General features: G+C 57.3%; 10 protein-coding genes. 4 read left to right on the top strand and 6 right to left on the bottom strand.

Features of this window, described 5'->3' with window-relative positions:
* Positions 1-28: 28 nt before the first annotated feature.
* On the bottom strand, positions 29-352 hold the full coding sequence (locus NCT04_RS22450; RefSeq protein ID WP_250467782.1) for a DUF6566 family protein: 324 nt from the start codon (positions 350-352) through the stop codon (positions 29-31).
* Between NCT04_RS22450 and NCT04_RS22445 the strand changes: the two genes are divergently transcribed.
* Positions 351-641 (top strand): hypothetical protein, encoded by a 291-nt coding sequence (locus NCT04_RS22445; protein ID WP_250467781.1) that lies wholly within the window; start codon positions 351-353, stop codon positions 639-641. The two genes, NCT04_RS22450 and NCT04_RS22445, sit on opposite strands and share 2 nt — an antisense overlap.
* 117 nt (positions 642-758) lie before the next feature.
* A complete protein-coding gene (locus tag NCT04_RS22440; protein ID WP_250467780.1) occupies positions 759-899 on the top strand; it encodes a hypothetical protein in 141 nt (46 codons plus the stop codon).
* A 26-nt stretch (positions 900-925) separates the two neighbouring features.
* Here the strand turns inward: NCT04_RS22440 and NCT04_RS22435 are convergent, their stop codons facing one another.
* Complete coding sequence (locus tag NCT04_RS22435; protein WP_250467779.1) at positions 926-2,554, bottom strand: NYN domain-containing protein; 1,629 nt, start codon at positions 2,552-2,554, stop codon at positions 926-928.
* 45 nt (positions 2,555-2,599) lie between these two features.
* Positions 2,600-4,009: a replication initiation protein gene (locus NCT04_RS22430; protein WP_250467778.1), complete on the bottom strand. Its 1,410-nt coding sequence runs from the start codon at positions 4,007-4,009 to the stop codon at positions 2,600-2,602.
* 635 nt (positions 4,010-4,644) lie between these two features.
* Here NCT04_RS22430 and NCT04_RS22425 point away from each other — a divergent pair.
* Positions 4,645-5,856 carry a ParA family protein gene (locus NCT04_RS22425; RefSeq protein WP_244831060.1) on the top strand — a complete coding sequence of 404 codons (1,212 nt, stop codon included), beginning with the start codon at positions 4,645-4,647 and terminating at the stop codon, positions 5,854-5,856.
* The gene (locus NCT04_RS22420) at positions 5,853-6,830 is read left to right on the top strand and encodes a ParB/RepB/Spo0J family partition protein (protein ID WP_250467777.1); all 978 of its coding nucleotides are present in this window, start codon (positions 5,853-5,855) and stop codon (positions 6,828-6,830) included. Before NCT04_RS22425 ends, NCT04_RS22420 begins: the two co-directional genes overlap by 4 nt.
* A 3,389-nt stretch (positions 6,831-10,219) precedes the next feature.
* On the opposite strand, the gene NCT04_RS22415 is transcribed toward NCT04_RS22420, so the two are convergent.
* The 3 genes from NCT04_RS22415 to NCT04_RS34745 form a co-directional block, all read right to left on the bottom strand.
* Positions 10,220-10,942 (bottom strand): OmpW/AlkL family protein, encoded by a 723-nt coding sequence (locus NCT04_RS22415; protein WP_502800702.1) that lies wholly within the window; start codon positions 10,940-10,942, stop codon positions 10,220-10,222.
* A gap of 102 nt (positions 10,943-11,044) precedes the next feature.
* Complete coding sequence (locus NCT04_RS22410) at positions 11,045-11,779, bottom strand: iron-containing redox enzyme family protein (protein ID WP_250467775.1); 735 nt, start codon at positions 11,777-11,779, stop codon at positions 11,045-11,047.
* Between the two features lie 8 nt (positions 11,780-11,787).
* Positions 11,788-14,142, bottom strand: a complete 2,355-nt coding sequence (locus NCT04_RS34745; RefSeq protein ID WP_250467774.1) for an EAL domain-containing protein — start codon at positions 14,140-14,142, stop codon at positions 11,788-11,790.
* Positions 14,143-14,235: the final 93 nt, after the last annotated feature.

The following is a 14,235-nucleotide window of genomic DNA, read 5'->3' as shown; positions in this document are numbered from 1 at the left end:
GAATGATGTTGTCGAAGGCGAAGCGGCTTCAACCGACGCGCACCACGACCGCTCCGGGCCGATGCTCGAGTTCGTCGTTGAACCAGGTTTGCGCGCGCTCGCGCTCGGCTACGTCGGAGTGGGAAGGATCGTTGAGAAAGCGATGCCGGATGGTGCGACGCGCCCACTCTATGCCGTCGCGTAGCGCTTCTTCGACGGTGCGCCATTCCGGCTGCGTGGTCTGCGGCCATTCGTCGATGACGGACGCGCCGTCGCGACGAACGTCGATATCCGCGACCCACGCTTCGCGCTCGTTGCGCTTGGCGCGCACGGAAATCTCGAACCCTGCATAAACGTCAACGGCTGACTCCATGGCTTCCTCCACTCGGCATACATGGACATGGTTTCTAAGTGCGTCGTGCCGCCGTCTTTTTCCTGCTGATGACGAAGCGGTGAACGAAATTCTAGATTACAACAAGTTCGTGAAAATGACGTTGAAACGTGCACTCGGTTTGTTGCCGCAGCCCTATGGAAAATCATTGTACGGATGGACGCATGATTTATTATTTCGTCATCCGAATCAATTTGGCAGGGAGGAAGCCGCTTTCGATTCACGCTTTCATTGCGCGACCGGAATCCATCGCGCGTCACTTCGCGCTTGAAAGAGCCCTTCGTGTATCTCGACGATGAATGCGAACGTCAGTCTAGCCGTCGTGTTCGTTGGCGGTGCGCGTCTCGTTGCGCAAGTGCCGCCCGAATGAAATCGGGGCGACAAAACGATGGAGCGTTTCGTCATTCCCCTCATCGTGCTCGCGGTGTTGATTGCGTTGCTTTCGATGAACTCGCGGCGCTTGCCGTCAGCGCTCATCGACTGGGCTTCGAGAGCGATTGAAGTGGTCATCGACGAAGTCGTGTGCTGAAACGACTCCGTCTCGACTGAGGTTGCTTACTGCTCGTCGGTTGGCGTGGTGGCTTTGCGCGACCGGCTCGTGCGTGACGTCGTTTTGCGCGCTTTTTTTACGGGCTTCGGAATGTCGGTTGCATCGCCAGGCTGCACGAAAACGCCTGTATCCGAGGACGCGATAGCGCTTTCGGCGGCCTTCTTTGCAGCGGTCTTTCGCCCGCCGCGTCGGCTCGCTGAGGGCTTCTTCTCGGTGTGAGATGCAGCGGTGGGTCCCTGGTTGATCGGCGCGGCGGGTTCGTCGGTGACTTCAGACGCGTCGTTATCACTCGATGCGCGACGCTGCGCGTCTCTTCGGCCATTACGCTTGCCCCGCCCGCGTGGATAGCCCGTGGGTTCGTCGGCGAGTGCGGACGCGTCGTTGTCAGGCGACGCTTGCAAGCGCTCCGACGCGTCTTCGCGACTATCGTGATCGCCGGGTACGACTGCGTGGCCCGCAACTTCGAACGTGTCGTCGTCAGCCAAAGCGCGTGCGAATTCGGGCGCAGGACGCTGCGAGCCTCGGCGATCATTCCGCCTGCCACGTCCACGCGAATGGTGGCCCGAGGGTTCGTCGGCAGTTGCGAGCGCGTCGTTGTCGGCAGACTCTTGCGCGGGATATTGCGCGTCTTCGCGGGTATGCTCCGTGAATTCATCCACGACTTCGAATGCGTCGTCATCGGCCGAAGTTTGCACGGCCTCTGCAACGGCATGCTGCTTGTCCTTACGGCCGCCACGCTTATCGCGTCGGCGCTGATTGCCCTGAGGCTCCGCCACCGATGCCACCACCGCTTCTCCCTGCCCCGCATCCGCGCTCATCGTCTGGGCCGCACGAAAGACAAAAGAGCCGGACTTGTCATCGCGACCGACTTCCAGCAGACCGCGCGAACGCGCCTCGTCGAGCAGATTCCCAAACGCGCGAAAGCCATAGTGCGATTCGCTGAACCCCGGCTTGCGACGCTTGATCGCACTCTTGAGCACCGACGCCCAAATCTTTTCGCCCTCGCCTCGCTCGGACACCAGCGCCTCGAAAGTCTCCACGGCGATCGCGACCGCCTGCGACTTGCGCGCGTCGGGCTCCTGCTTGGGCTGCCGGTCGGCATCGGCGGGACGCTTGGTTGCCACGTTCGCCTCGCGTTTGGCGAGCGCGCGCTGCTGCTCGCGCACGAGGTCGTCGTAGAAAATGAATTCGTCGCAATTGGCGACGAGCAAGTCGGAGGTCGAGTTTTTCACCCCCACGCCGATCACCTTCTTCGCGTTCTCGCGCAACTTCGAGACGAGGGGCGAGAAGTCCGAGTCGCCGCTGATGATGACGAACGTATCGACGTGCGACTTCGTGTAGCAAAGGTCGAGCGCATCGACGACGAGCCGGATATCGGCTGAATTCTTGCCCGACTGCCGCACGTGCGGAATCTCGATCAGCTCGAAACTTGCCTCGTGCATCGCGGACTTGAAGCCCTTGTAGCGATCCCAGTCGCAATAAGCCTTCTTCACGACGATGCTGCCTTTGAGGAGCAATCGTTCGAGCACGGGCTTGATGTCGAACTTTTCGTACTTCGCGTCGCGCACGCCGAGCGCGACGTTTTCGAAGTCGCAAAAGAGCGCCATGCTGACGCTATCCTGATTCGCGGGCATACAGCTTCCTGTTGAGACGCGGGAGCGCTGTCCCGCTGGCATCGGTCACGCAGGCTTCAAGCCCGCCCTGACCTTCTTCATCTTGTTGAAAACGTGCGAGCAGAATGCATCCGCGACCACGCGATTGACGGTGAGGATATTGTCGGCGCTCAGGGTTTCACGCGAGACGCCCTGCTTCTCGATGAGACGCTGCGGAATCAGTTGACTCACGAACGACTGACACAGTTCGCGCCGCAGCGGCGCATCGGCGGCTTCGAAAAACTCGCGGCCCGCCTTCGTCTCTTCGCCCATCTTTGCGCGGGCCGTGTCGTTCTGAGCCTGGATGCTGGCTTCGAGTTGCGCTTGCGCATCGGTGTGATCGCGGCGCGTCTTCTTGTCGTCTTCGAGTTGCTTCGCCTTGATCGACGCCATCTTGCGATCCGCCTCGCCGATCCGGTAATTGCCCTCGAGCGCCTTGAACAGATAGCCGCGCGGACTGACCGTGACCTTGCCTTCGTTCAGCTTGAAACGCGTGTATTCGATAGCTTGCTGAAGACGCTCGTCGGTCCAGAGGTCGCGGCGGCTCGCGAGGCGCTCGAAGTCGGGGGTGTCGAAGGCAAATTCGTTGTGGAGCACGAGATACATCGAGTCCTGAATGCCGGCTCGGGCTGCATCGGCGCCCTGCTTCTTCGTGAAGCGAAAGCGAATCTTCAGCTTGTCGCCCGATACGCGTTCCGCATTGGGTTCCCAGCTGACATCGAAATCAGATACTTCATTGAGCTGATCGATGGCGGGTTCGAGAAAGCGCTTCTTGAACTCCTTCACCTCTTTTCGCGATTCGCCGACCTTGCCGGGCCACTCGATCACTTCCGAGAACGGAAACCATTCGGTCACGCCGTGCCCTTCGCAGGGAATCAGACGGTCGTAGATGGCGCGCGCAAGCGACAATGAAAATGCCGTCGATGCGCGCAAGCTCAGCCAATGCGCCTTGTACGGGCTGATCAGATACTTGATGACGCGCCCCGCCAGCAGAATGCAAACGACGTTGCGCTCGATATAGCAGTCGCCGAGCAGACTGATGGTGCCCCACGAATCTTTCTCGGTGAGTTCTTCGATAGACGGCGCCGTCATGATTTCGACCCGCGCCCGTGCCGCCGAGCGCATTTGCGCGATCAGGTGGCTATGGTTGCGGCTGTCGTAGCGCATCAGCCACTTGAAGTAGTTGATGTCGGCTGTGAAGGTGTAGACCTTGTCGTCGATCAGTTCATCGGGCGCCTTGGTGGCCACGATGAAGTAGGCGGCGTCCAGCACGCGGCGTGCGGCGATGCCGAGGCCACCGACCCGCGTGAAAATGTTGTTGCGCAGAAAGCCGATGTCCCTCGTGGACTCGCAAATAGCCGAGCCTTGCGAGGACATGTCTTCGTAGATGTCCAAGGCGAGTTGCTGCGGCGTAGCGGTGAGGTCCTGAGCTTGCATGCGTTTGGTTCGGTTCGATTCCCCGGCACTCTATCAGGCAACAAAGGCGTGTCAACACAAAAACCACCCCGGTTGCGAGCGAAGCGATCCGCACAAAAAGCACCCCGGCAGTCGGACGGCTTGCCCAATTTCCGACCCCCAGGCCACAATTTCCGCCCTGTCGTTCACATTTTCCGGCCTATCGCGCACAAAAACCGCCCTGTACAGCACAAAAAGCGTCCCTATCCACAGGGGTGATCTTTGTTTCGAAACGGTTTTTCGGGCTCTGTTTGTAGGTTTGCGGGTTAAAGTTTACAAAAGAACAAAACAAACCGGACTTCGAGGAAAATAGGAATCTTCGAATTTTGGCATTTAAGTCCTTGAAATCATTGATTAAGTCGTGTTGCACAAAAAGCGACCCCGGGGTGGTTTTTGTGCAGCCGTTCTAAGGGGGACGATGTGTGCGGGCTTCATTGGTCAAGATTAGGCATTGGCGACAAAGTTTGACGCGTCTTCGGCGACAATAAGTCGCTAATAAACAAGGAGTTAGGCCGTGCGTGTGTCTGTGTGCGACAGGCTCCGATTTTCGCTACAACCTTGTTTACGCGTTATCGTGTATTCTGCGCTTCGACATCAAAACTAGGAGGAAGCGCAGAATGGCCAACGTAGGCACCCTACCGATGGAAGACCGCAGGGTCACGCTTCGCGAAGTCGCGGAGTTCGCCGATAACCTCGAACCCTTCTCGGACAATCTTCGCGAACAGATCCTAGCGCCTCGTCCGCGTAAACTTGCGCCGTATTACACGATCGGCGAGCTTGCGGAGATGTGCAATCTAACGCGGCAGCAGATTCAATATCTTGTAACCAAGGGCGAAGGCGGCTTGCCGCAAGGCACGCTCAACGGCAACGGCCGCAGCCGTACGTTCACGCTGCCCGAGGTTCGTCTGTGGGTGAAGATGGCGTCCGACATCTATCAGACTCGTCTCGCGGATGGCGAAAGCGATTTCCGAGGGAAAGTGCTGACGACTGCACAGCTCAAAGGCGGCTCTGCTAAGACGACGACGACTGTATGTCTTGCGCAGGCATTGACGCTGTTGGGACGTAAGGTACTGCTGGTTGACTTGGATCCGCAAGCATCGGCGTCCGAGCTTTGCGGACTCTATGCCGAGAAGGAAATCTCCGGAGACGACACCGTGCTCCCCTACATTTATGACCAAAATGTCGAAGGCGGTCTGGGCGCGAGCGTTCAGTCGACCTATTGGGATGGACTCGACATCATTCCAGGTCACACGTTCCTCTATGGCGCGGAGTTCTTGCTGCCCGCGCGTCAGAAGACGATTCAGGGATATCGCTTTTGGGCGGTCCTCCGTGAAGGTCTTGAGCCTTTGAAGGCGCAGTATGACTACATACTGATCGATACGTCGCCGTCGCTCTCGTATATGAATCTGAACGCGTTGCTCGCAGCGGATGCGCTTGTCATGCCGATGATTCCCGAGAACCTCGACTTCATCAGTTCGCTCGCATTTTGGCGTCTGTTCTCCGATGTCGCGGAAGACTTTTTGCCCTATGAGGAAGACAAGGTCTATGACTTCATTTCGATCTTGTTGTCCAAGGTCGATTACGGGAAGACGTCTTCAGCTCCGGTCGTTCGTCAGTGGGCACAGAGTGCGTATGGACGGTGGCTCGATCCGTTCGAGATCCCGGCAAGTTCTGTCATGAGTGGAGGAGCTTTGTCCTTTTCGACTGCGCTCGATGTAGTGAGCACGCACTCGATCGCCAAGTCGCTTCAGCGTGTTCGTCAGCCGATGATGCAGTATGCCAAGTGGCTAGATGACATGTTCGTCAAATCCTGGAAGGAGTCGGCATGAGCAATAACATCAGAGAACAACTCATGGCCAAGACGGCCAACTTGCCGAAGCCGGCAGACTTCAAAGGCGAGACGAAGAAGGACAAGTCGGCGCGCGGTCCGCAAACCATGCCGGGAATTACGAGTGCCTTGGCCGCGGCCCAACTTCGGATTCAGGAGTTGGAGGGGAAGGGCGTCGAGACTGAGATTCCGGTGAGTGAGATCGTACCGAATCCCTGGCAGCCTCGACGGCAGTTCAACGAAGCCAAGCTCTCGGAGCTAGCACGTTCGATTGATGAGGTCGGCTTGCTGCAAGCCGTTACCGTCCGCCGTTTGGGTGATGGGTTTCAGTTGGTTGCGGGCGAGCGGCGGCTTCGCGCTCATAAGCTGATCAATCGCGAGAACATCAGGGCGGTCGTGATCGAGTGTTCGGATCAAGACATGGCGGCGCTTGCGCTGATGGAAAATGTCACGCGAGATGATCTTTCCGATTATGAGATCGCAATTTCGATTCGACGGGCCGAAACTGAGTTTCCTAATCGAACCCGACTCGCGCAAGCGATGGGTATCTCGCGTAGCGACCTATATCGTTTTTTGGCCTATGACGATCTGCCGGATTTTGTGAAGCGTGACCTTGATTTGAATCCGGCGGTGTTGGGTGCTTCATCGGCACAAGATACGGTTAATGCGCTCAAGAAGACCGGTGAATCTGGAGTGCGGGCCCTCGAAGAGTTGTGGCCGCAGGTCGTGTCGGGTGATCTAGTTCAAACAAAGCTCGCGGCTAGTTTGAGCGCGCAGGCGGGACAGCGTGGTTCTTCTACGGATGCCGGCGGAAGAAGCATTTTAAAGATTTTCGCGGGGAAGGTTCAGGCTGGGAGCATTACTAAAGACGTGAAGGGACTTACGTTCAAGTTCAAGTCTGGTGTGATGACCGAGGAACAGGAAAGTCAGCTTAGGGAACATATTGGGAAAATGTTTTCGATTCGGTCGGAGTGATGTTTGAAGACTCTTAACCCGCCGCTGGCGGGTTTTTTTTGCGCGAAGCTTATGTACTGTAGCTACAGCCATCCTAAAGTCGCATCGAAGTGTCCGAACTTGGACAGTTTTCCGAATACGCGTGCGCACTTCAGCGCATAAAGTCATTTTTTGCAAGTGAGTCCACACTCGGTCGGGTGCGGCGACTATCGCTTCGCAATCTCATGTGCTTCTTGTGCATTGTCGACGCGTTAAAGTCCAGAGGTTCTAACAATTTCTCGCGATGAGTGCGGAAAGGGTACTCGCCGTTGTGAGATGAATGTACAAGCGAGATAGATCTGTCTGTTTCCGCGCGGCAGAATATTTCGACTGACGCTGCCGTTTAGCGAGCATTAGCGTGGCGCCTGCCGGTGGTTCCCCTCCGCTACCCTGCCGGCGTCGATGTCGACGCTCGCAAACACTCTGCTGTTCAACATTACTTTAAGCAAATTCGAGTTGAAGAGACCTTCGCACCACCGGCGCAGAGCGCCGTTTCGCTGGTACGTAGCAATAACTAATGAGCAACTCTAGCGAGCGCTTTAGTTAACGTGCAGCGCACGCCTCCCGCCTTGCTCGCGCTTCTCATGACTGTCCGAATTCGGACAGTTTCGTCCGTGAACGAAGTTTGCAGATCGAGACACACGTGCCAGTCCACGATCGCGCGCCGTCGCTAAGACACAATTTACGGTGCAAGACGGATGACGCCACGCTCGCAAAATCTTGAAGTATTTACATTGCGTGTATGCATAACTTAGGCGATAGCGCTTCGACCGTTATGGAGTGCAGTTGCACGCCGATGATTCAGCACCATAGGCGAGGATCGAGTGTAGCGGTCTTGAGGCGCCGGACCCTGGGTGTCCGAATTCGGACAGGCAGTCGGAGAAGTTGATAGCTTGGCTTTGAGGCATCCGCAACGCATGAACAGACGCAGCAAAATGGAGCGATATGCCGACCTATTCGAGGGGAATGAGTGTCCGAATTCGGACACGCGAACATGGGCTTGTAAGGTTCTTTCGACCAAAAGGCATGCATGGTCATCCTCTTGCGCGACTTTGACGATGGCTTTCCTGATGCTCGCAAATTCCTGTCCCGAGTTTCGACGGCTATTAATCACCGGTTCGCGCACGCCAAACAACAGGTGACTCACGCAATCCAGTACATGTCACGGCATGTGAAATCACGTCGCTGCTCAGGGTTCGTTCAGTGAGGCTGATGGGCATGCGTCGGCCTGGCTTTCATCTCGCACTAGCGTCGCGGCTATCGCCCGGCGATAAACAGTAAGGCAGCAAAACCTCCTATGGTCGGATTGTTGCTCATTCGCGCGGCGGTAATTCCCCATCCGCGTTTAAGATCACGTTCCTTGAGCACCGCTGCTTTTTCGAGTACATGAGGCAGTGCGGTCGGATATAAGTCGCTGACAAACGCTGCCTAAGTGCTTTGGATCCCCAGTGCCGTCTGAGTGCTCCGATCTCCCGAAAGCAGTTGGTCGTCCTGGCCGCAGAAACTTAACCATCGATCAAAACTGTGCCGTTATTGCCGTGGACCCAGTGATCTGCCGAGACGAGATGCAGTGCTCCAATTCGATAAAAAACGATTACGGCCCTTGGGGGCAGGCGTCCGCGATGACGTTTGCGAGTTCCGTCTGGTCGATACGTGATACAGGGAGAGCGCATCTAAAGTCGATGATGTATGTGTTGCAACACGTGGGACGACTGCTCATCCAAAGGGAATACGGATATTCAGGCGAGTGGACTGCTCGGACTTACTTCGGCGCTGTGTAAGTGACTGGACAATTGAGCTCAAGCGCTGCGTTGGAGACCAATTTCCTCGGCGCTGATTAAGTCGAAGCGTGTTCGAACGCAAGCCCCAGGCGCATTCAATCTGCGCTCTGTCCGCTCCAACTGGCCAAAAGTGAAGGAAGTCCAAGCGTGCAATCGCAACTATGTGCATAACAGCAATATCGACGCTAACTCCGTAAAACTAAGTCAATGACGCAATACGCGCAACTTGAGTTGCGCTCGAGAAGAGGGGAGGGGCGGCAAAGAGCAGCCGCATTTGGTTGGCTGGGTTCGAGTGTCTTTAACCTCCGCGCTCCTCGCCGAACAAGGCAGGTAAGAAACACTAGGAATGGACTCGGCTGTATGCGCACCGGCATTGACATGCACGGCTACTTCCATGGCGCCAGCTTAGACGGCACCTTAGGTATGCCGCAACATCGCGGCGGGGACCATGGATGCTTCACCGCATCAGAGAGACCAAATACCGCCGCACCTTCGTGAAACAGCAAGGCAGAAAGCGACTGGCAGATTTAGCATTCGATGACAGACGGCACTCGAAGGCTTTGCGCCGAGTCGCCAACTACCTTCGCACAGCTTCGCATAACGTTTGTAACGCTGCTGGGGAAGCGCGCCACGCATGCCACATTTGCTTACTGTGTAATGGCCAGTCGATGGTTGATAGAAACGGAGCCAGACACCGGCTAGTTGGCGACCAAGGCATGATCCTGCAAAGGAAGAAAGTCCTCTTAATCAAGGCCTGACTAGCCATAGATCGACCGAGCCACACCAGACCGGGGCTCGCATCACGGAATGCATTTGCACGCGTAGTCGGGTTAAACAATGATCACGATCAGGCGTCTTGAACTCCACGCAGCAGAGGTGCCGCGAAAGCCTCCAAACCGGTTTAACTCTCGACCATTAAACAGCTTTGTAGTCCAAAATCGCGTGAAGAAATGCTGAGATATCGATGCATCTGCAAGCGCGACACAGTCGCGACCGTGAAACAATGTCGTCTCCTTGGGGGTTCAATTTATCTCTTTTAAATCAAATAGTTAGGTGTATAAATGCAAGTTGTTTCACGCAACTAAGCAGCCTTTGGCCGGTCAGAACTAGCCGACTTGGCAAAACCTGAACGGAAAACAACATGCAAGCGCATAATTTCCGTTCGACGTATCAAACAATACGCTTTTCGTATTTAAGTTTGAGAATGCGCAAGACGCCTCATATAAGCTCCGACGCAAATTAGCAACCGCTGATCGGCGAACCAACACATCTGCGGTTCAGCAAAAACAATCAAAACTCTCGCCGACTCGCGCCTCGGTGCTTCGGAAAGTTGGACACCAACAGCGACACACGCATCGGGTTTATTCAAAAAGTTCGTCGCAATACAAAGCCCTCGCGCGACGCTGATAAACCGTCGCTCATACCCAAGCACCCGCCGAACCCAATTTGACCCACGAAGAATCAAAGTCCCTAACCGAAGCGTCAACCATATCCACGAACAGCAACAACGCACTCACCCCGTCGCTAGATCGCCACCCGCGCATACGCCATCAACCAACACGACATCAAACACGACAAACAACGAACCCATCAAAACCGATACCCCACCGAAAGAAACGTCACGATTGGATCGAGCTTGATCTTCGATTCACTCCGCACCGTCCCCACCGCTGAATTCGTCGTCAACGTCGCTCGTGCCGACAGCCACATATAAGACACCGAAAACGCCGCCGACCAATGCTGCGTGAAGTTATAGGCAAAGCCCGCATTCACCACCGGCGCAAACGAACTGCTGATATGCGCCGTCGTCGGTCCAGTCAGCGCGCTTCCAAACTGCGGCGAGTAAAGAAACGCGCCATTTGACATCGCCGAACTGAGCTTTACATCCGAGAACCACACATAAGACGCGCCCGCGCCGACATAAGGTCGGAATTTGCTCTGCGCGCTCATGAAGTAGTACTTCAGCAAGAGGGTAGGGCTCCACTCGCGCGCCGTTCCGAGTTCGCCCAGGCGTCCGAGGGTGCCCTTGCCATCGAGATGAAATTTCGGCGCCACGCCGGCGATTCCCTCGACCGCAATGTGATCGGTGAAGAAGTAAGCCGCCGTGAGTCCGAGCGTGTCCGAGTTACTGACGGAAGCGCCCGCGCCCGGCGATGTCATCGATTGTCCGAGCGCCGAGATGTTGAACGGATCGCTAGAATCCTGCGGCGCAAAGTGCATCCAGCCGGCGTTGAGCTGAATATCCCCGGCGGCCTGTGCGTGTGCACCCGTCGCGCAAAGCGCCGCCATTGCCGCACATGCCATCAATTTGATCTTCATTCTGCTGTTCCAGATTCGGTTCGGATTACGGCCGAGCGCATCCGAACCGCTCAGGCAGCGCCTGCGGAACCGGAGCACCACAAAGGAAAGCAAGCCTCAAAAACAGCAGTCGAGGCTCACCTTGAAATACTCGTAACTCATCTCGATGCTGCGTTTGACCGCATGCACTTCATCGACGCCTGGCGCATTGCCGAGCAACGTCGCCACGATCTCCAGCGCTTCCCACGGATGCGCATCGTCGTAATGGGCGTGCAGGCTGAGCCAGCGCATCGCCTTGCGACGCATCGAAGGCGCAAAGCTCATTGCGTAGGTATCGGTGCTGCAAACCAGCGTGGACCATTCGCCCGTGACGCCTTCGATAGCGAAATTCGTCGCGGCGATGCTCGCAGCCAGCGCATCCGTGCTGCTGCTTTTCCAGCACCAGTGGCTGAGCGCATAAGCGAGCGACGGGCCATTGCCCTTCATCAACGCGCGCTTGCTGACATCGTGAGCCGCGGCCCAATCGACCCAATAATCCGCATGGTTTTGCTCGACGCGAATGTTGCGCGTCAGATAGCGACGCGCCAGATCTTCGCCGCGCGAATGTCCATAGCGCAACTTCTGCAGATTCATCGCCATGTATTGCGGAAACTGCTCGACGACCGGCCAGCCGTTCACGAGGAACGCTTCGGCCTGACGCGGTTCAAGACGCGCTTCACGCATCGCCGCGAAAATGGGATGGTCGACGACCCGTTGCTTGGCCGCATGTGTTTCAGCCAGGACATCCGCGAGCCATGCCGGATAGCTGGCAATGTCCTTGAGGTGACCAACCCGCTGAAAAGTGGGATCCAAAACTCCTCCTAGTTGATCGCAAGGAACTCGACGTTCTGCGCCCAGAGAGCCGGGCGGCCGACGTGAAAGCCCTGAACGAAATCGACGCCCATTGCGGCGAGTGCGCGCAAGATCGCTTCGCTCTCGACGTATTCCGCAATGGTCAAGCGTCCCATCGAATGGCCGATATCGTTGATTGCCGCCACCATGTCTCGGTTTACGGCATCCTTCGACATGTCCTTAATGAATCCTCCGTCGATCTTGATGTAGTCGACCGGAAGATGCTTCAAATAACCGAACGAGGACATGCCCGCGCCGAAGTCGTCGAGCGAGAACTTGCAGCCGCGGCTCTTGAGTTCGCGGATAAAACGCGCGGCCGTCGCGAGGTTGGCCACGGCCGTCGTTTCCGTCACTTCGAAGCAGATCGACGAAGGCGCGATATGGCTGACCGCGACCTGATCGTTCAAGAACTGCAGGAAGCGCTCGTCGCCAATGGAGGCGCCCGAAAGATTGATCGCGTACTGCACGCCCTCGTGATTTCCGGTCTTCGCGAGCACCGCGAACACGGCGCGCACGACCCATCGATCGATGGCGGACATGAGGCCATAGCGCTCGGCCGCCGGCATGAAGAAGTTCGGCGGAATGATCTTGCCGCCTTCGCCCACCATGCGCAGCAGCACTTCCACATGCCGTGGATGCGACTCGCAGTGCTCGGGCGCAATCGCCCGAATCTCTTGCGCGTAGAGGCAAAAGCGATTGTTGGCGAGCGCGTCCTTGATGCGCCCGCACCACGACATCGCGCTTGCATGGCGCGTGAGTTCCGCGTCGCCGCGCAGCGCGAGATGAACGCGATCGCGTCCGCGTTCCTTCGCGAGATAGCAGGCAATATCACCGAAACGCATGGCGGTTTCGACATCGAGTCCCTTGAGATCGACGAGGCCGATGCTCACGCTCGTCGATAACGTGTGCGTCTCGCACGACCACTCGAAAGCGGCTATTTCGCTGCGCAGACGTTCGGCGATCTGCAAGGCGTGGTTTTCGTGGCAGTCGAACATGAGCGCGGCGAATTCGTCGCCGCCCAGACGCGCGAGCGAATCTTCGTCGCGCAGACATTTTTTGATGAGCGCGGCCACTTCGCGCAGCATGGTGTCGCCGGCTGCGTGACCGTAGGTATCGTTGACGACTTTGAACTGATCGAGATCGAGCATCATCAGCATGCAGGCGCGTTCGGTTGCGCTGTCCGCTTGCGGATCGAGCGATGCCGCGAGACGCCGTTCGAATTCCGTGCGGTTGAGCAGCCCCGTCAAGCCATCGTGCGATGCCTGCCATGAAAGGCTCGAAACGTACTCGCGCTCGCGCGTCATGTTGCGCAAGAGCAGCACGACGCCGGTGATCGTTTCGGATGTATCGTGCACGAGCGACGTAATGGCCTGCACGACGGTTTCGACGCCATGCACGTTAGTCAGAATGAGATCGCCGCCTGGTTCCTCGCGATCCGCGCCGCGCAGCGCCTTCTCGATGAGATCGACAGGCCGTCTGTCCCATTCCCTGACGATGGTCACGAGATCCGTGAGCGGGCGCTTCACGCAAGCGGCGGCCTCGCGGCAAAGCAGGCGTTCGGCGGCGGGATTGATGAACTCGACCAGTCCCATCGGGCCGACTGAAATGACCGCTTCGCCAATCGATCCGAGTGTCGCTTTTGCGCGCGCCTCGCTTCGACGCAAGGCGTTTTCGGTGGCGATGCGCCCGGTGATGAAGCGCCGCGCGTACCACACCGACAGCGACACCAGAATGACGGCGACGAGCAGATTCAAGACGAACAAAAGCAGCGCGGTTTGCCGGAACGCGGCGCCGAGAACATCGGCGAAAGCGCGCGAGATTGGCGCGATGGACGCGTTGATGTTCCACACTTCGCCCGTCAAATAGTCCACTTCATTGCGCGCCGAAACGCCCGCCGCCTTTGCCGTGCGCAACTCGCGCGCGGCGACGGTCAACCGTTCGACGTAAAGATCGCCGCTCGTCCAGTAGCCGACGGCCTGCTCGAAGTAACTCGCGCGGCGAAACGTGCGAAAGACCCAGATCACCGAACCAACATCCGCGGGATAGACGCCGCTTTCGAGCAGCGCGGCGCGCGCCGTTTCGACATCGGGATGAGCACGGTCGAGCGCGAGCCGCGCGCGCTTCAAATTGAGCGGGATTGCAATCGAGCTTTCATATTGCCGATATGCCTCTTCGTCGCCCGTTTGCGCGTAGCGGATGAGATAGAACACGGCGTCTTTCTGGCCTTTCGACCAAGTGCTTTCGCCACCGATATACGCGCGCACCGACGACATGATCGAAAGGCTCGTCGCCACGAGCGTGAGCAACGAGACCACCACGGCCACGAAGGGCCATGTCGTTCTGAACAGCTGTCGATTGGTTCGGGAGGCCGCAGGCATATCGAGCCTTTCTTTTCCGTTTTATTCCGGGGTGGGGCG

Source organism: Caballeronia sp. GAFFF2, from assembly GCF_023631485.1.
In the GTDB taxonomy this organism is placed as follows: domain Bacteria; phylum Pseudomonadota; class Gammaproteobacteria; order Burkholderiales; family Burkholderiaceae; genus Caballeronia.
This window is presented reverse-complemented; position numbering and strand designations above follow the sequence as displayed.